Genomic DNA, 17,823 nt, shown 5'->3' on the forward strand with positions numbered 1-17,823 from the left:
CCCCCCATCACCCCAGACACACCGCGACATATTGTCGGCTTGACTTTGCCTATTCCCAATCACTTGCTGTAAAGTTGACGTACAAGTCAGCTTTTCCCCGCTAGCACTAGAATCAAAATAGGGCAGGCCCCCCAACTGCCCAGAGGATCAAGCATGTCCAACCGTGATATTTCCCGGCGCGCCTTCTTGCAAGGCGGGCTGATAGCTGGTGTCGGCGTGACCATGGCGCCACTCGGCAGCCAGGCATTCGCCGCCCTGATGGAGGACCGCGTCACCACCTCGCCGCAGAAGTGGATGAACCATGACGGCAAGGCGCGCTTTCGTAACGATGCCCTGTCCAAGGTGTGCGGCGACAAGGTGTTCGCCCGCGATATCCGCGCCAAGGACATGCCCGGCTGGCCCACGCAGCAGGGCCATGCGCTGCTGCTCAAGGCGACCAAAGCCGACCGTATCTATGCCGGTCACGACCTCAGCCTGCTCGGTGCCGAGCTGCAGCCGGACCGTATCGTTACCGCCGCCGACCTCGAGAAAGACGGCATTGCCTGGCCCGAGGCGCACTCGCCCGACCCGCTGCTGCCGCCGGGCAAGGTGCCAATGTTCATCGGTCACCCGGTGGCGATCCTGATCTGGCACGACTTCGAGCGCTTCCGCCAGGCCAAGCGCAAGCTGCAGTTCAACGAACAAGCGATCCGTTACGGCGCCCAAGCGCCGCTGTACCAGCGCGACCCGTACGGCAGCTTCCGCTTCGTGCGGGTGGGCGGTGCCACGCCGTTCGACGACGATGAGTTCTCCAGCCTGAAGAATTCCATGCTGTTCCCGAGCATTCTCAACCGCAAGCCGGTGTGGTCGAAGCAGCCCAACCAGCACGGCGACCTGACCGAGCAGGGGCTGTTCTACGCCAATCGCATGGCCCAGCAGCTGGACAACCCGCCCGAGGACTGGCTGGTGTTCGATGAGCGCTACAAGACGCCGTCCATCGAACCCGCCGCGCTGGAGCCGGACAACGGCAACGGCTGGTACGACCCGGCCAGCGGCACGCTGCACTTTGTGGTTGCCACCCAGTGCCCGTTCGAAGTGGCGCAGGAATGCGTGCACATGATCAAGCCGTCGCGTTTCGCCCTGAACACGCTGAACATGCACCCGGGCTACACCGTGGGCTACGGCTCGAAAGACAACAACATCTTCGTCTTCTACGCCGCCGTGGCCGCGCTGTATGGCGCCGGCGTGCCGATCCGCCTGGCCAACGACCGTTACGAGCAGTTCCAGAGCGGCATCAAGCGCCATGCCTTCGATATCCGCTACCAGCTGGCCGTCGACAAGAAGGACAACAGCTTCAAGATCTTCCGCGCCGACATGAGCTGCGACGGCGGCGGGCGCATCAACTACAGCCCGTCGGTGGCAGCGGTAGGCGCCACTGCTGCGCAGTCGATCTATTACATGCCGCAGAACGACCTGTCGGTTACCGCCTACCATTCCCGCGGTGTCGAGGCCGGCTCCATGCGCGGCTACGGCACCTTGCAGAGCATGGCGGCCACCGAAATGATGGTGGATGAAATCGCCGGCCGTCTGGGCGTCGATGCCATCGACCTGCGCCGCGCCAACGCGCTGAAATCGGGCATGAAGAACACCCAGGGCGCGGTCCCGGCGGGCGCGCTGCGTCTGTACGAGATTCTCGACAAGGCCGCCGTGCACGACTGGTGGCGCAACCGCGACGCACGCAAGCAGCAGATGGATGCGCAAGACCAGGACCACTGGTACGGCGTGGGCTTTGCGATTTGCCAGAAGGACTTCGGCACCGGCTCCGAGGCACCGATGGCCAGCATCGAGTTCAGCCGCGACGGCCGCATCAGCCTGCGCCACATCGGCACCGAGCTGGGCACCGGCATGTCTACCTCCCAGGCCCTGGTAGTCAGCGACTTCCTGGGCCGCTCGGCTGACGAGGTCAGGACTGCGGTCACCCAATGGCCAGAGCTGCAACTGAGCACCAGCGGCAACCCGTACCTGATCAGCCAGCCCGAGCAGGACGCCGCGCTGCGCAACCCGCGATGGGTCGGCAAGTTGGCATCGCCATCGTCGGCAACCAACTCGGCCTTCTACTTCAGCCATGCCACCCGCGAAGCGGCGCGCGTGCTGTTCAACCACGGCCTGTGGCCGGCGGCCATGGCCATCTGGCGCCAGGGCCCGCATGGCGGCCAGGCCAACCCGCTGGTGGTGCGCCGCGAGAACGCGGTGTGGGTCAACGGCGAGCTGACCGGTAACGGCCTGCAGCCGATCCCGTTTGCCCAGCTGGCACAGAAGGCCCACGACATGGGCCTGGTCACCGGCGCCAGTGTGCACGGTTTCAACCGCTGGAGCTGGGCCGAGGCTGACTTCGTCATCGACGGCGTGCGCGAGCGCTTCCCGCTCGACGCCGTGGCGGTGAAATACGGCGATGGCGCGGTGAACGCCAAGAAGGCGCAGATGAACAGCCACGGTTACCACCTGCTCGACCGGCAGAACGCCGCCTATCCCGACACCCAGCTGAACAACGCCATGGTTACCTACTACAGCCCGGTGGCGACCATCGTTGAAGTCAAGGTCAACAAGGGCACCCATGAAGTGCAGGTGCTCAACCACCACAGCTGGGTCGAGTGCGGCCGAGTGTTGGTACCGGAGCTGGTCAAGGGCCAGCTTGAGGGCGGTATCGCCATGGGCATCGGCCACGCGCTGACCGAAGAAATGCCGATGTACGAGGGCGGGCCCGGGGAGGGCGACTGGAACTTCAACCGCTACCGCCTGCCGCATGCGCGCGACGTGGCGGTGTGGCAGCAGACCAGCGAAATCCTCCCGCCGCTGTCACCGACCGACCCGTCCAAGGGCATCGCCGAAGTGGTGATGATCCCGGTCGTTGGGGCCATCGGCAATGCCGTTGCCCATGCCATCGGCAAGCGCGTGCGCGACCTTCCCATCACCCCAGCCCGTATCAAGGAGGCCCTCAATGGCTAACCGTCCACTGCAACTGACCCTCAACGGTCAACCGGTCGGCCCGGTCGAGGTCCCTGCTGACCTGGCGATGATCGAATACCTGCACGAACACCAGAACCTCACCGGCTCGCGCCTGGGCTGTGGCCAGGGGATCTGCCATGCCTGTGTGGTGATCGTCGACAACCCCGACGGCACCAGCGAAGAAGTGCGCACCTGCATCACCGGCGCCCACTACTTTGAGGGCAAGAAGGTACGCACCATCGAGGGCCACGCCAAACCGGACGAGGCCGGTAACCTCACGCTGAACCCGATCCAGCAGAAGTTCGTCGACCTGTTCGCCTTCCAGTGCAGCTACTGCGCGCCGGGCTTTGTCAACGCCGCTACCGTGCTGGTGGAAACCGCCCAGCGCCAGCCATTGAAGAAGAGCGAAGTGGAAGCCCGCATCGAGGCCAGCCTCGGGCACCACATCTGCCGCTGCACCGGCTACGTGCGTTATTACGACGCCACCCGCAAGGTGCTCAACGATCTTGGCCTGGTCAAGGAGGGGTGAGCATGGGCTTCGTTCGTAACGCACTGGCATTGGCCTTGGCCGTCAGCTCAATGGCCCTGGCCGTCAGCTCGGTTGCCCAAGCGGCCGACGAGGCTCAGGTCAAGCGCGGTGAGTACCTGGCACGCGCGGCCGATTGCATGGCCTGCCATACCGCTGAAGGCGGCGCGCCGTATGCCGGCGGCTTGCCGATCCATTCACCATTCGGCACCATTTATGGCAGCAACATCACCCCGGACAAACAGTACGGCATCGGCAACTACAGCGCCGACGAGTTCTTCGCCGCAGTCACTGAGGGCAAGCGCAAGGACGGCGCCAACCTTTATCCTGCGATGCCTTACACCTCCTACCACCTGATCAAGCGTGAAGATTCGGACGCGATCCTCGCCTATCTGATGACTATCCCGCCGATCAATCGCCCGGCGCCACAGACCGCGTTGCGCTTCCCGTTCAACGTGCGCATGGGGCTGAGCGGCTGGAACATGTTGTATGGCAAGAGCGTGCAGCTGCAGCCAACCGAAGGCAAAAGCCCGGCCTGGCAGCGTGGCCAGTACATGGTCGAGGTCATGGGCCATTGCGGCGAATGCCATACCCCGCGCAACCCCATCGGCGCGCTGCAGCAGGACCAGCGCCTGATCGGTGGCCTGCTTGGCGGCTACCTGGCGCCGAGCCTGCTGGCCCAGGACCTGGCCGAACGCGGCTGGACACAGCCGGACCTGACCACCTTCCTCAAGCACGGCATCAGTGCCCAGGGCAGCATGTTCAACGAGATGTTCCCGGTGGTGCACCACAGCACCCAGCACCTGGAAGACGCAGACCTGGCGGCCATGGCCACCTACCTGCTGGGCGACCAGCCACCGCCGGCAAAGGCCATCCAGGCGGTTGCCCTGGAACAGATGAGCGACAGCGCCAAGCGCGGCCACCAGCAGTACCTGAACGTCTGCGCCGGTTGCCATGGAGTCGACGGCGAGGGCAAGCCGCACATCGCCGTGGCCATGCAAGGCAACACCGTGCTGCGCCAGGATGACTCGCGCAACCTGGTCAAGGTCATCCTCGAAGGCATCCGTGAACAGCAGTTCACCGGCTTCGAGCGCATGCAGCCGATGCCGGGCTTTGCCGACAAGCTCGATGACCAACAGGTGACGGATATGGTCAACTACCTGCGCCAGGCCTGGGGTGGATTGCCCGGTGACCTGAACGTACAGCAGCTCGCCGAGCTGAAGGTGGAGTAAACGTGCAGCATCTCGATCTACAGGTGGTTCGCCGGGCCTTGCAGTGGTCGTGCAACGGTCAGCGGGTGTGGTTATGCACGGTGCTCGCCACCTACGGCTCGGCGCCTCGCGCGCCGGGCTCGCTGCTGGCTGTCAATGCCAGCGGCCAATGGCTGGGGTCGCTGTCCGGTGGCTGTGTCGAAGACGATTTCCTCGAACGCGTGGCCCTGGGTGAATTCCCTGAGCCGGTTGCCATCGTGCGTTACGGCGATGGCAGCGACTCGCGTTCGAGCATCCGCTTGCCGTGTGGCGGCGTGCTTGAAGTGCTGGTGGAGAACCTGCCGGCCGAGTGCGAGGTGCAGGCGCACTTGCGTGAGCTGGAAAGCGCGCTGCTGGGCCAGCGTCGGCTGCTGCGTGAAGTGAGCTTGCCCGACGGTACCCGCCAGCTGGCCGATGACCATTGTCAGGGGCCACGCGTCGAGCGGGATAACGTCCGTGTTCGCCTGCGTGTCGGCGCTGCCCAGCGTCTGCTGCTGGCCGGCTATTCCAGCGTGGCGCATTTTTGCGCCGAGTTCGGCAAAGCCATGGGGTTTGAGGTCATCCTTTGCGAGCCGCGGGACGAAGTGCTGGACGGCGTGCGGTTAGACGGTATCGAAGTGCGCCGCGAGTTGCCGTCGGAGTTTATCCACCAGGGTGGTTGCCATGCCGACACGGCGGTGGTGGCATTGACCCATGACCCGAAGATCGACGACCTGGCGATGCTTGAAGCGGTGCGCACCGAGGCCTTCTATATTGGCGTGATGGGCTCCCGTGTGACCTCCGACAAGCGCCGCGAGCGCTTGCAGCGCATCGGCGGCCTGGGTGCAGTCGAGTTGGGCCGTATCCATGCCCCGATCGGCCTCAACCTGGGCGCCAAGACCCCGGCCGAGATCGCTCTGGCAGTGTTGGCCGATATCCTGCGGGTGCGCAACGGCATTGCGCGGGTGGCGCTGTGAGCGTGGTCGCCCTGGTGCTGGCGGCAGGGCGCGGTACGCGTTTCGGTTCCGACAAGCGCCGGGCGACCCTGGCCGATGGCCGCAGCCTGCTGGCGCACAGCGTGGGGCGGGCCCGAGCGGTGTTCGATGACGTGCGTGTGGTGTTGCGCGAGGGTGAACGGGGGGAGGATTTTGGCTTGCCAGGTGATTGCCGGGTAATCATCAGCCCCGAAGCTGCGTCAGGCATGGGGCATAGCCTGGCCGCCGGCGCTCGGTCTTTGCTCGACAGCCCGGCCCAGGCAGTGGCGATTTTGCTGGGTGACATGCCGTGGATCGAGTCGGCGACCTTGCGTCAGCTGGCCGCGGCGGCCTCGGCTTCCACCATCGTGTTGCCACGCCATGCGGGGCAGCAGGGGCATCCGGTGATTTTCGGGCGTGATTTCTGGCCTGCGCTGGGGCAATTGTCCGGCGATGAAGGGGCGCGGGCGGTGGTACAGGCCAACCAGGGCAGTTGTGTGGTAATCGAACTGGAGGATGCGGCGGTGCTGCTGGATGTGGACACACCGCAAGTTCTGACCGGTTGACGCGGCCCTTTGTAGGAGCGGCCTTGCGTCGCGAAAGGGCCGCAAAGCGGCCCCGGCAATCTTGAAGGGTTGCGAAGATCCCGGGGGTGCTTCGCACCCCTTTCGCGACACAAGGCCGCTCCTACACAGGATCGCGCTGGCCTGGCGACCTTTACCAACTGGCCGTCCCCCAACTCCCGCCAAAGGTCCATAATGCCCCCTTAATCCGCCCAAGGTGCAATGCCAGCCATACCATTCCGGGAGCCCCACCATGCACGTTCTGCTCTGCGAGGACGACGACCTGATCGCCGCCGGCATCTGCGCCGGCCTTACCGCCCAGGGCCTGACCGTGGACCGGGTGGGCAACGCCGCCGATGCGCGGGCGATGCTGCAGGCCGCGCAGTTCGACGTGATGATCCTCGACCTCGGCCTACCCGACGAAGACGGCCTCAAACTGCTGCGCCGCCTGCGCCAGCAGGGGGTAGACCTGCCAGTGCTGGTGCTCACTGCCCGCGATGCCGTCACCGACCGCGTCGATGGCCTGCAGGCCGGCGCCGACGACTACCTGCTCAAGCCGTTCGACCTGCGCGAGCTGGCCGCTCGCCTGCACACCCTGCTGCGGCGGGTGGCCGGGCGGGCGGTGAACGTGATCGAGCACGGGCCGTTGCGCTATGACCCGAGCAGCTGCGAGGCGACCCTGGCCGGCCAAGCGGTCGACCTGTCCCGCCGTGAGCAGGCCTTGCTCCAGGCGCTGCTGCAGAACCCCGGGCGGGTGCTGTCCAGCGAGCAACTGAAAGACTGCGTGTACGGCTTCAGCGACGAAGTCGAAAGCAACGCCCTGAACGTGCATATCCACCACCTGCGGCGCAAGTTGGGCAACGGCATCGTCGAGACCGTGCGTGGCCTGGGTTACCGGCTGGGCCCCGCGCAGGCACCGGAGGAGGCCGCATCATGAGCCTGCGGGTACGCCTGAGCCTGATCCTGGGCAGTGCTTTCGTGATCATCTGGGTACTGGCTGCCGCGTGGATGCTGCGTGACCTGCGCCAGCAGATGATGTTTTCCCTCGACCAGCGCCTGGTGGCATCGGCGCGCATGGTCGCCGGGCTGATCGACCAGTTGCCACAACCGCTGACCGCCAAGGGCGGGGAGGCGCACTTTTCCGCCGACCAGTTCAGTGTGCCGGACGGCATGGCCTGCCAGGTCAGTTCGCTGCGTGGCGAGATCCTCGCCAGCAACCACAAACACGATGGGGCCATGGACGACGAGCGCAGTGGCTTCCGTGACCAGACCATCGACGATGCGCTTTGGCGCACCTTCACCTACAACCACGGCGATGTGCGCATCACCACGGCTGACCGGCACATGGAGCGCGAGGCGTTGAACCAGTCGATTCTGCTGGCGGCTTCGGCACCCGTGCTGATGGCCTTGCTCGGCAGCCTGGGCCTGTTGTGGATCGGCCTGGGCAAAGGCCTGGAACCCCTCAACCGCATGCGCGACGCCTTGCGCCGAAGGCGCGCGGACAGTGTCGAGCCGTTGCAGGTGGCGGGTATGCCCAGCGAGTTGCAGCCCTTGCTGGAAACCCAGAACCAGCTGTTCCTGCGTATTGCCCAGACCATCGAGCGTGAGCGGCGCCTGACCGACGATGCGGCCCATGAATTGCGCAGCCCGTTGACCGCGATCAAAACCCACCTGCAGGTGGCACGCATGACCGATGGCGCCGTGCGCGAGCAGGCGCTGGAGCATGCCGAGCAAGGCACCGACCGCATGCACCGCACGCTGGAGCAATTGCTGATGCTGGCGCGGGTGGAAGGCAGCCTGTCGTTCGAGGATGGCGTGCAGTGCAGCGCCGAGCAGGTGGCCCGCCAGGCCGTGCAGGACGCCGGTGGGGGTGACAACCGCCGTATCGTGCTACGTCTGCCTGAAGCAGCCACGCAGATCTACCTGGGCATGCCCGCACCGTTGGCGGTGGCCGCGCTGCGCAACCTGCTGGACAACGCACTGCGCCATGGCGGCGACGAGGCGGTGGAGCTGGAGGTGCAGATGGCTGACGGCCAGGTGGGCTTCATGGTCCGCGACCACGGGCCAGGGATTGCCGAAGGCGACCTTGAGCACTTGACGGAGCGCTTCTGGCGAAATGGGCAGAGTGGTGGTTGCGGTTTGGGGCTGGCGATTGTCCAGGCGATCGTGCAGCGGTGTGCGGGTAGCCTGCGCTTTGACAGCCGTAGCGATGGGTTGCGGGTGCTCTTGCAAGTACCGGCGCGATCCGGGCATTGATCTTTACTGTCTGCACCGGCCCTTTCGCGGGCATGCCCGCTCCCACAGGGATCGTACGCACCTCAGCCCTATGCAGTTCCTGTAGGAGCGGGTTTATCCGCGAAAGGGCCGGTGCAGGCAAAGTAAAATCCAGTAACAACCGCTAAATCCTCCCGGCACTCAAGCGTTTTCCAAGCGATAACTGCCCATTCGCTTGCTTGCGAGGATTTACCCATGTCCACCGCTTCCAGCCTTGCCCAGGTTGCACCGGCCAGCGCGTCGCAACCTTTGTACGAGTTTACCGAATCACCCCTGCTGCAACGCCAGCAACAGCAGGAGTCCAACGCCCGCAGCTACCCGCGGCGCATTCCGCTGGCGCTCAAACGCGCCCGTGGCATCTACGTGGAGGATGTCGAAGGCCGCCAGTTCATCGATTGCCTGGCCGGCGCCGGTACGCTCGCGTTGGGCCACAACCACCCGGTGGTGGTCGAGGCAATCCAGCGTGTGCTGGCCGATGAGCTGCCCCTGCACACTCTGGACCTGACCACGCCGGTCAAGGACCGCTTCGTCCAGGACCTGTTCGGTATCCTGCCCGAGGCGCTGCGCCGCGAGGCCAAGGTGCAGTTCTGCGGCCCGACCGGCACCGATGCCGTGGAGGCGGCGCTCAAGCTTGTGCGCACGGCCACCGGCCGCAGCACGGTGCTGGCCTTCCATGGCGCCTACCACGGCATGAGCCAGGGCGCGCTGAGCCTGATGGGCAGCACCGGGCCGAAGCAGCCGCTGGGCGCCTTGCTCGGCAACGGCGTGCAGTTCATGCCGTACCCCTACGACTACCGCTGCCCGTTCGGCTTGGGCGGCGAAGCTGGGGTCAAGGCCAACCTGCATTACCTTGAAAACCTGCTGCTCGACCCAGAAAGCGGTGTGCCGCTGCCGGCAGCGGTGATCCTCGAGGTGGTGCAGGGCGAGGGTGGGGTGATCCCGGCCGATATCGAATGGCTGAGGGGGGTGCGCCGTATCACCGAGCAGGCCGGTGTCGCGCTGATCATCGACGAGATCCAGAGCGGCTTTGCCCGCACCGGGCGCATGTTTGCCTTCGAGCATGCCGGCATCGTGCCGGACGTGGTCACCTTGTCCAAGGCCATTGGCGGCAGCCTGCCGTTGGCGGTGGTGGTGTACCGCGACTGGCTGGATACCTGGAAGCCGGGCGCACATGCCGGCACCTTCCGTGGCAACCAGATGGCCATGGCGGCGGGGTCGGCGGTAATCAACTACCTGGTCGAGCATCGCCTGGCCGAACATGCCGAGGCCATGGGGCAGCGCTTGCGCCAGCACCTGCTGCAGTTGCAGCGCGATTATCCGCAACTGGGTGATGTGCGCGGGCGTGGCTTGATGCTTGGGGTCGAACTGGTGGACCCACAGGGCAAAACGGATGCATTGGGTTGCCCGCTGGCCAACCGCGAGCTGGCGGCCAAGGTTCAGCGTGAGTGCCTCAAGCGCGGCCTGATCCTGGAGCTGGGCGGGCGCCATGGTGCTGTGGTGCGCTTCCTGCCGCCACTGATCATCAGCGGCGAGCAGGTCGATGAAGTGGCGCAGCGTTTTGCCGAGGCATTGATCGCGGCGGTCTGAACCATGGCGGGGGCCGCCTTGCGGCCCTTTCGCCGGCAAGCCAGCTCCCACAGCTACAGCGTAAGCCTTCTGGTCGGCGCTGTTCCTGTGGGAGCTGGCTTGCCGGCGAAAGGGGCGCAAAGCGCCCCCGGCTATTTCCAGTCAATCAAAGGTCCGCCCGGCCCGCCAATAGCCCATCAAGGTCAGGCACTCGCGCTGCAGCCCGCGTTCCTTGATCAGGTAGCGGCGAATATCCATGACTGTCGCCGATTCCCCCGCCACCCAGGCATGGAACGCACTGTTGGCGCTACTGGCCTGCTCCCACAGTATCCGCGTGTCGATATCCACCGCTTCCAGCTTTACCTGCGGCGCGGCTTGCCCCTGCGGCAGGCTGGCCAGTTCGCGCACCGCCTGTTGCATGGCCTGGCCATGCTCGCAATTGAGCAACTCGCGCGGCAACCAGTGAATGTGGCTAGCATTGCCATGGCGCAAAGGCAGGCAGTCAGCCTCCAGCGGTACCTCGATGAACGCCTGCACGGCCAGCTCGGGCTGGTCGTCGGCCAGTTGCTCAAGAATGCCGGCAATGGCCGGCAGCGCGGTTTCGTCACCGACCAGCAGAATGTTGCGCACTCCCTGCGGCGGTTTCCATTCATAGCCGCCGTTGTCACCCTCATAGGCCAGGTTGGGCGCCACCATCTGCAAGCTGTCACCCACCTGCGCGTGGGTGGCCCAGGCCGAAGCAGGGCCGTTGACGCCATGCAGCACGAAGTCGATATCCACCTCCAGCGCCTCGCGGCGCAAGGTGCGGATGGTATAGGTGCGCATTGGCGGGCGCTGGTCTGGCGGCAAGGCGCTGTGTGCGGTCTTCCAGTGCAGATCGTTCCTCAGGTTTGGCGGTGAGCCGTCGGGCGCGGGAAACAGCAGCTTGACGCGCTGGTCCGGCGCCAGGGTGGTCATTTCGGCAATGTCCGGGCCGCCGAACACCAGCCGGGTCAGCGAAGGGCTGAGTGCGATCCGCCGCTTCAGCTGGACATCGAACATCCGATAGCTGGGGCGTTTGCCGGGGAGCGCTTGAGTGACCCGCTTGCGCAGGGTGTTGGCCAGGGTGGAGAGCATCGCGAGGGCCGCCTTCTGGAGGATGGGTATGACGTACAGACGAGTCGCCCGCCCGCCGATTTAATCGGGCGGCCTGGGGGCATCGTTGGTGGCGGCCGCTAATTTTCGCCGACCACGATCCGTTCATTGGAGACCACCGAGCCCAGCTCCACGCCCACGTGACGGAAAATCGCCGATGAACCCAGAACACGCCATGAAACTCGCCAGCCGCTTTGTCAGGTTGCCCCTTGAAAAGCGCAGGATGTTCCTTGACGGTCTGCGCCGGGAGGCCATCGACTTCGCGGTGTTTCCGATCCCTTCGGGGGCCAGCGAGCCTGGGCGTGCCGAGCTTTCCTACGCCCAGCAGCGCATGTGGTTCGCCTGGCAACTGGCGCCGACCGGCAGCGCCTACCATATTCCCATGGCCGTGCGCCTGCTCGGCCCCCTCGACCGGGCTGCGTTGCAGCGGGCCTTCGATGAGCTGCTGCAGCGTCATGAAAGCCTGCGCACGGGTTTCTTCGAGGATGAACAGGGGGTGTACCAACAGGTTCTGCCGAAAGCCCAACTGAGCATGCAGGCATTCGACCTGTCCGCCCTCGAGCCCGCCGAGCGTGAGTCGCGTCTGGCGGCCCTGAGCCAGGCGCAGGGCGACAGCCCCTTCGACCTGGCGCAGCCACCGCTGCTGCGGGCTGCGCTGGTACGTCTGGGCAGCGACGAGCAGGTGTTGCTGCTGACGCTGCACCATATCGTTGCCGACGGCTGGTCGATGAACCTTTTGATCAGTGAGCTGATCGGTGCGTACGAGCGAGCCTGTGGCGTGGCCCGGTCCGAGCCTGCGGTCTTGCCTATCCAGTACCGGGACTTTGCCCTGTGGCAGCGCCAGTGGCTGGAAGCCGGTGGTCGCCAGGCCGACCTGGATTACTGGCTGGCACACTTGGGTGACACCGATGGCGCCCTGCGACTGCCCCTGCGCCGAGCCCGCTCTGCTGGCGAAGAGCTGCAAGCGGCGCGCCTGGAAATCGACCTTGATCCGACGCTGACGGCACGCTTGAAGGCCCTTGCCGGACAGGAGCAGGTGACCTTGTTCATGCTCTTGCTAGCCGCCTACAAACTGCTACTGCAGCGTTATGGCGGCCAGCGTTCGATCCGTGTCGCGGTGCCGGTGGCCAACCGCAACCGCGCCGAGGTCGAAGGCCTGATCGGCTGTTTCATCAACACCCAGCTGCTGCAGACCGAGCTGGACCCGGAGCTGGACCGTCGGGCCTTGCTGGCGCGGATCAAGGCCACCGCTCTGGGGGCCCAGGCCCATCAGGACCTGCCATTCGAGACCCTGGTGCGGGCCATGGGCAATGAGCGCCATGGCGAGCCCTTCCAGGCCCTGTTCAACCACCAGGCCCAGGTGCTCGACGTCACCCGGCTGCAGACTGCTACCGGGCTGGTGCTCGAAGCGCTGCCGGCGCAGCGGCGTACCTGTCACTGCGAACTGATGCTGGAGAGCCATGAGCGCGGCGACCAGTTGCAGGCCCGCTTCACCTATGCCGCCGAGCTGTTCGAACCTGCCACCATTGAGCAGATGGCCGGCCACTGGCGGCAATTGCTGGAGCAACTGGTCGCCGCCACACCTGGCCCGGTGGGTGACTGGGCATTGGCGACGGCCGAGACGCCAGCGGTATCGAGCACCCTTGCCGAGGTGATGGTTGACCAGCTCATCGATCAGGCGGCCCGCCGGCAGCCACAGCGGCTGGCTGTGGTGAGCGCCGGGCAATCCCTGAGCTATTCGGCCCTGGCCAAGCGCGCCGAGCGCCTGGCCATCGAACTGCAAGGCCTGGGCGTTGGCCCGGAAACCCTGGTGGCGGTGCTGGCCGACCGCTCGGTGCAGATGGTTGCAGCGATCCTGGCCGTGCTCAAGGCCGGCGCGGCGTACCTGCCCCTGGACCCGGAGCTGCCCCGTCAGCGTCAGCTTGAGCTGCTGCGTGGCGCCGGGGTCAAGGTGCTGATCGCCAACGCCGATGTCGACCTGGGCTGCACCCGGGTGGCCCTGGACCAGCCGCTTGGCGAAACCACCGCCCGCTTACAGCCGCTGCCGGCCCGTTGGCCGGCGCAACTGGCCTATGTCATCTACACCTCAGGCAGCACCGGGCAGCCCAAGGGAGTGGGGGTTTCCCATGGCGCATTGGTGAATTACCTGGAGGGCATCGCCGGCCGACTGCCGCTGGCTGAAGTCGAGCAACTGGCGATGGTCTCCACCCCGGCGGCGGACCTTGGCCATACGGTATTCTTCAGCGCCCTGTGCCAGGGCAAGACCCTGCACCTGCTGGGCAAGGAGCAGGCCACCGATGCCGACGCCATGGCTGCCTACCTGAGCGAGCAGGCCGTCGACCTGCTGAAGATTGTGCCGTCCCACCTGCAGGCCTTGCTACGGGCCGAGGGCAGCGCAAAAGTGCTGCCACGCCGCTGCCTGGTGCTCGGCGGCGAGGCGCCAGGGCAGGGCCTGCTGGCCAGTGTCCGGGCCTTGGCGCCGAACCTTGAATTGGTCAACCACTACGGCCCCACCGAAACCACTGTCGGGGTGCTGACCGCCAACCTGAGCGCGGCCGATGCGGTGGTCGAGCTGGGTAAGGCGCTGCCTGGCACTTGCGCCCGGGTGCTCGATGCCGGCCTGGCTCAGGTGCCGGAGCAGGGCCATGGCGAACTCTACATCGGCGGCGCTTGCCTGGCTCGAGGGTATCTGGGCCAGCCGGGGCTGACCGCCGAACGCTTCGTACCCGATCCCCAGGGCCAGGGCGAGCGCCTCTATCGCAGCGGCGACCGCATCCGTCGGGCTGCTGGATTGAGGTTCGATGGGCGCGGCGATGGCCAGGTGAAGATTCGTGGGTACCGGGTTGAACTGGGCGAGGTCAACAGTCGCCTGCTGGCCCTTGCGGAGGTTGCCAGCGGCTGTGTCCGCGTTCATGAAGGCCGCCTGCTGGCCTGGGCCGTGCCTGCGTTGGCAGTGCCTGATTTTGCCGCGCGGGTGCGCCAGGCCCTGGCCGCCTGCCTGCCTCAGGCCATGGTCCCGGAACAGGTGATTGAACTGGCCTGCCTGCCGTTGACCGCCAATGGCAAGGTCAACGGCAAAGCCTTGCCCCTGCCCGAACAGGATGCCGGCGCGGCTCGTCATCGGCCTGCTGAAACGCCCTTGCAGCAATGCCTGGCGCACATCTGGGCCGAAGTGCTGGAACGCCCTGAGGTGGGCCTGGACGATGGCTTCTTCGAGCTGGGCGGGCATTCGTTGCTGGCCACCCAGGTCATTTCCCGGGCCCGGCGGGCGCTGGGGCTGGAAATCCCCCTGCGCAGCCTGTTCGACAGCCCCGACCTGAAAGGCTTCTGCGCGGTAGTGCAAGGCCTGTCCGGGCAGGGCCGGGCGGCTTCCGATATCCCGCGGCTGAGTCGCGAGCAGGCGTTGCCGCTGTCCCACGCCCAGCATCGGCAATGGCTGTTCTGGAAGCTGCAACCCGAGAGCAGTGCCTACCACACGCCTTTGTTGGTGCGCTTGAGCGGGGTGCTCGATGTGCCTGCCCTGGAGCAATCCTTGCAGGCCCTGGTGGACCGCCACGAAACCCTGCGCACGCTGTTCGAGGAGCAGGCCGGCGTACCCATGCAACGGGTACTGCCCCGTGTGAACCTGGTGCTGGCGCAGCAGGCCGCGGCCCGCGACGAGAGCGCCCTGCACGAGCAGATCGAAGCGCTGGTCCGTGAACCGTTCGACCTGGCCCGGGGCCCACTGATCCGCGCCACGTTGCTGCGTCAGGGGGCCGACCAGGCCCTGATGGTGCTGGTATTGCACCATATCGTCTCCGATGGCTGGTCCATGGGGGTGATGGTGCGCGAGTGCCTGGCGCGTTACAACGCGGTTGTCAGCGGCCAGCCGCTGCAGCCGGTGCCGTTGGCGGTGCACTACGCCGACTACGCTGCCTGGCAGCGTGAGCAATTGGCCAGCCCGGCTTTGCGCGAGCAGTTGGATTACTGGAAAGCGCTGCTGCAGGATGACCTGGCGTTGCTCGACCTGCCTGCCGACCGGCCGCGGCCGCCGCGCCAGAGCCATCGGGGCGAGCGCGTCGAGGTGCGGGTGCCCGCCGAGCTGGTGCAGGGCTTGCGCCAGCTCGCAGTGCAGGCCAACGCCACCCTTTTCCATGTGTTCCTCGGCGCCTTCGCCGTGGTCCTCGGCCGCCACGCCGGGCGTGAGCGCCTCAACATCGGCGTACCGATGACCAACCGCAACCGCCTGGAGCTCGAAGGCCTGATCGGCTTCTTCGTCAATTCCGTGGTGCACCGTATCGAGCTGGACAACGCGCGCTCGTTCGACGACTTGCTGGCGCGGGTCAAGGAACAGGCCCTGCAAGCACAGGCCAACAAGGACGTGCCCTTCGATCAGGTGGTCGAGCAGTTGCAGCCGGAGCGTGGCCTGGACCACAACCCGTTGTTCCAGGTGATGTACAACCATCTGCGCGATGTTGGCGCCCGGGTCGACGGTGGCAGCGCCACGGGCCTGCGTATTGAAGAAGTGCCGCTGCCGGAGCGCACCGCCCAGTTCGACCTGACGCTGGATACCCTGGAGCGCAGCGATGGGGTGCTGGCGTCGTTCAACTTCGCCCTCGACCTGTTCGACCGCGCTCGCATCGAGCAACTGGCCGAGCACTGGCTCAATGCCTTGCGCGCGGCGCTCGCCAGCCCAGGGCAGGCCATCGGTGAGTGGCTGCTGTTGGGCGAGCCAGGCCTGGAGGCCAGCGTCTACCGCGCCCAGCCCGCCGGCTGGCGTCAGCAGGCGACCATTCACGGGCTCATCGAAGAGCGGGCAGCGGCCAACCCCGAGGCCCTGGCCCTGTGGTACCAGGACCGCCACTGCAGCTACGCCCAGCTCAATGCCCGGGCCAACCAGCTGGCCCGGGGCCTGCAGGCCCGGGGCGTGGGGGCCGGCAGCAAGGTCGCGGTGGCGTTACCGCGCACCCCGGACCTGGTCGCCGCGCTGCTGGCGATCTTCAAGCTGGGCGCGGCCTATATTCCGCTGGACCTGGCCTATCCCCAGGAGCGCCTGGCCTACATGCTCGAAGACAGTCAGGCGGGGCTGCTGCTGACCAGTCAGCACGTGGTCGATAGCCTGGCGCTGCAAGCGGGCCTGGAGGTGCTGGCGCTTGAACGCCTGGAGGTCAGCCACCTGGATGTCGACAACCTGCCGGCGGCTGCCGGCCCCGAGAGCCTGGCCTATGTAATCTACACCTCAGGCTCCACGGGCCGGCCCAAGGGCGTGATGATCGAGCACCGCAACCTTTGTGCCCTGATCGGCTGGAGTGCCAGCGTCTATGAGGACCTGCAAGGGGTACTGGCCAGCACCTCGATCTGTTTCGACCTGTCGGCCTGGGAGCTATTCGTGACCTTGGCCCTGGGCGGCTCCTTGGTGCTGGCCGACAACGCCCTGCACCTGCCGCAACTGCCGGCACGTGAGCGGGTGCGGCTGGTCAACACCGTACCCTCGGCGATTCGCGCCCTATCCGAGGCCGGGCAGATTCCCGCCTCGGTGCGGGTAATCAACCTGGCGGGGGAACCCCTGGCCCAGGGCCTTGTGGAGGACCTCTACCGGCTGCCCGGGGTGGAGCGGGTGTTCGACCTGTACGGGCCATCGGAGGACACCACCTATTCCACCTGCACCCTGCGCCAGGCTGGGGGCCAAGCCAATATCGGGACGCCGATCGACAATACCGTCGGCTACATCCTCGACCAGGGCGGCCAGGTGGTGCAGGCCGGCTGGCCAGGCGAGCTGTACCTGGGCGGTGCCGGGTTGTCCAGGGGCTATCTGGGGCGTGCGGCGCTGACCGCCGAGAAGTTCGTACCCGATCCGTTCTCGGCTCAACCCGGGCAGCGCGTGTACCGCACCGGCGATCAGGTCCGGCGCAATGCCGAAGGCGTGCTGGAGTACCTCGGGCGCCTGGACCACCAGGTTAAGATTCGCGGCTTCCGCATAGAACTGGGCGAGATCGAGAGCCGCCTGGCGGCCCTGCCAGTGTTGGCCGAGTCGACCCTGCTGGCCGTCGACACGCCCACCGGCAAGCAACTGGTGGCCTACCTGGTGCCTCGCGACCCGGCCTGGTTGCAGGCCGCCGGCGAACAGCGTCTGGCGTTGTTCCAGCAGATACGCCAGCACCTGCAGCAGACCTTGCCCGAGTACATGCTCCCAAGCCAGTGGGTGCTGCTCGACAGGCTGCCGCAGACCCCCAATGGCAAGCTCGACCGCAAGGCCTTGCCCGCGCCGGAACTGGACGCCGGGGCGCGCCGCTACCGGGCGCCCGCCAGCGAGCTGGAGTGCCAGCTGGCGGCTGTCTGGTCTCAGGTGCTGGGCCTGGAGCGGGTGGGCCTGGACGACAACTTCTTCGAGCTCGGCGGGCACTCCTTGCTGGCCACCCGGGTCAGTGCCCAGGTACAGGCACAACTGGGGATGGACCTGCCGCTTTCGGCGTTGTTCCAGGCCAGGGATCTGGCCGCCTATGCCGAAGTGGTGGCTGCCTGCCTGCCCGGCAGCCGAGCCGATCTGGACGAGCTGGAGGACCTGCTCAGCGACCTGGAAACCAGCTGATTCC

Annotated in this window: 10 protein-coding genes; 9 read left to right on the top strand and 1 reads right to left on the bottom strand. The window is 66.3% G+C overall.

Translation table 11 applies throughout. The annotated features are described in order from the left end of the window. The first annotated feature begins 153 nt into the window (after window positions 1-153). The 8 genes from JOY50_RS18860 to JOY50_RS18895 all read left to right on the top strand — a co-directional run bounded on the left by JOY50_RS18860 (window position 154) and on the right by JOY50_RS18895 (window position 10,138). Window positions 154-2,985, top strand: a complete 2,832-nt coding sequence (locus JOY50_RS18860; RefSeq protein WP_132845264.1) for a xanthine dehydrogenase family protein molybdopterin-binding subunit — start codon at window positions 154-156, stop codon at window positions 2,983-2,985. Further along, window positions 2,978-3,514 carry a (2Fe-2S)-binding protein gene (locus JOY50_RS18865; RefSeq protein ID WP_243055625.1) on the top strand — a complete coding sequence of 179 codons (537 nt, stop codon included), beginning with the start codon at window positions 2,978-2,980 and terminating at the stop codon, window positions 3,512-3,514. The genes JOY50_RS18860 and JOY50_RS18865 overlap by 8 nt, the downstream gene beginning before the upstream one ends. A gap of 2 nt (window positions 3,515-3,516) precedes the next feature. Then, complete coding sequence (locus JOY50_RS18870; RefSeq protein ID WP_132845259.1) at window positions 3,517-4,743, top strand: cytochrome c; 1,227 nt, start codon at window positions 3,517-3,519, stop codon at window positions 4,741-4,743. Between the two features lie 2 nt (window positions 4,744-4,745). Further along, complete coding sequence (locus JOY50_RS18875; RefSeq protein ID WP_243055626.1) at window positions 4,746-5,717, top strand: XdhC family protein; 972 nt, start codon at window positions 4,746-4,748, stop codon at window positions 5,715-5,717. Next, the gene (locus tag JOY50_RS18880) at window positions 5,714-6,280 is read left to right on the top strand and encodes an NTP transferase domain-containing protein (protein ID WP_132845255.1); all 567 of its coding nucleotides are present in this window, start codon (window positions 5,714-5,716) and stop codon (window positions 6,278-6,280) included. The genes JOY50_RS18875 and JOY50_RS18880 overlap by 4 nt, the downstream gene beginning before the upstream one ends. Before the next feature lie 250 nt (window positions 6,281-6,530). After that, entirely contained in the window at window positions 6,531-7,214 is a 684-nt protein-coding gene (locus JOY50_RS18885) for a response regulator transcription factor (protein WP_028613374.1), read from the top strand. Then, complete coding sequence (locus tag JOY50_RS18890; protein ID WP_132845252.1) at window positions 7,211-8,533, top strand: ATP-binding protein; 1,323 nt, start codon at window positions 7,211-7,213, stop codon at window positions 8,531-8,533. Before JOY50_RS18885 ends, JOY50_RS18890 begins: the two co-directional genes overlap by 4 nt. Window positions 8,534-8,746: 213 nt before the next feature. After that, window positions 8,747-10,138: an aspartate aminotransferase family protein gene (locus JOY50_RS18895; protein WP_243055627.1), complete on the top strand. Its 1,392-nt coding sequence runs from the start codon at window positions 8,747-8,749 to the stop codon at window positions 10,136-10,138. Between the two features lie 141 nt (window positions 10,139-10,279). On the opposite strand, the gene JOY50_RS18900 is transcribed toward JOY50_RS18895, so the two are convergent. Next, a complete protein-coding gene (locus JOY50_RS18900) occupies window positions 10,280-11,233 on the bottom strand; it encodes a siderophore-interacting protein (protein WP_138737693.1) in 954 nt (317 codons plus the stop codon). 175 nt (window positions 11,234-11,408) lie between these two features. Here JOY50_RS18900 and JOY50_RS18905 point away from each other — a divergent pair, with 175 nt between their 5' ends. Further along, on the top strand, window positions 11,409-17,819 hold the full coding sequence (locus tag JOY50_RS18905) for a non-ribosomal peptide synthetase (RefSeq protein ID WP_243055628.1): 6,411 nt from the start codon (window positions 11,409-11,411) through the stop codon (window positions 17,817-17,819). The last annotated feature ends 4 nt before the right edge of the window (window positions 17,820-17,823 follow it).

This window comes from Pseudomonas sp. BP01 (genome assembly GCF_022760795.1).
In the GTDB taxonomy this organism is placed as follows: Bacteria; Pseudomonadota; Gammaproteobacteria; order Pseudomonadales; family Pseudomonadaceae; genus Aquipseudomonas; species Aquipseudomonas putida_Q.

Excerpts from the sequence above, each read along its gene's own strand:
- JOY50_RS18865 (WP_243055625.1), top strand. The coding sequence starts at position 2,978 with ATGGCTAACCGTCCACTGCAACTGACCCTCAACGGTCAACCGGTCGGC.
- JOY50_RS18905 (WP_243055628.1), top strand. The coding sequence starts at position 11,409 with ATGAACCCAGAACACGCCATGAAACTCGCCAGCCGCTTTGTCAGGTTG.
- JOY50_RS18900 (WP_138737693.1), bottom strand. The coding sequence starts at position 11,233 with ATGCTCTCCACCCTGGCCAACACCCTGCGCAAGCGGGTCACTCAAGCG.
- JOY50_RS18885 (WP_028613374.1), top strand. The coding sequence starts at position 6,531 with ATGCACGTTCTGCTCTGCGAGGACGACGACCTGATCGCCGCCGGCATC.
- JOY50_RS18860 (WP_132845264.1), top strand. The coding sequence starts at position 154 with ATGTCCAACCGTGATATTTCCCGGCGCGCCTTCTTGCAAGGCGGGCTG.
- JOY50_RS18895 (WP_243055627.1), top strand. The coding sequence starts at position 8,747 with ATGTCCACCGCTTCCAGCCTTGCCCAGGTTGCACCGGCCAGCGCGTCG.
- JOY50_RS18890 (WP_132845252.1), top strand. The coding sequence starts at position 7,211 with ATGAGCCTGCGGGTACGCCTGAGCCTGATCCTGGGCAGTGCTTTCGTG.
- JOY50_RS18870 (WP_132845259.1), top strand. The coding sequence starts at position 3,517 with ATGGGCTTCGTTCGTAACGCACTGGCATTGGCCTTGGCCGTCAGCTCA.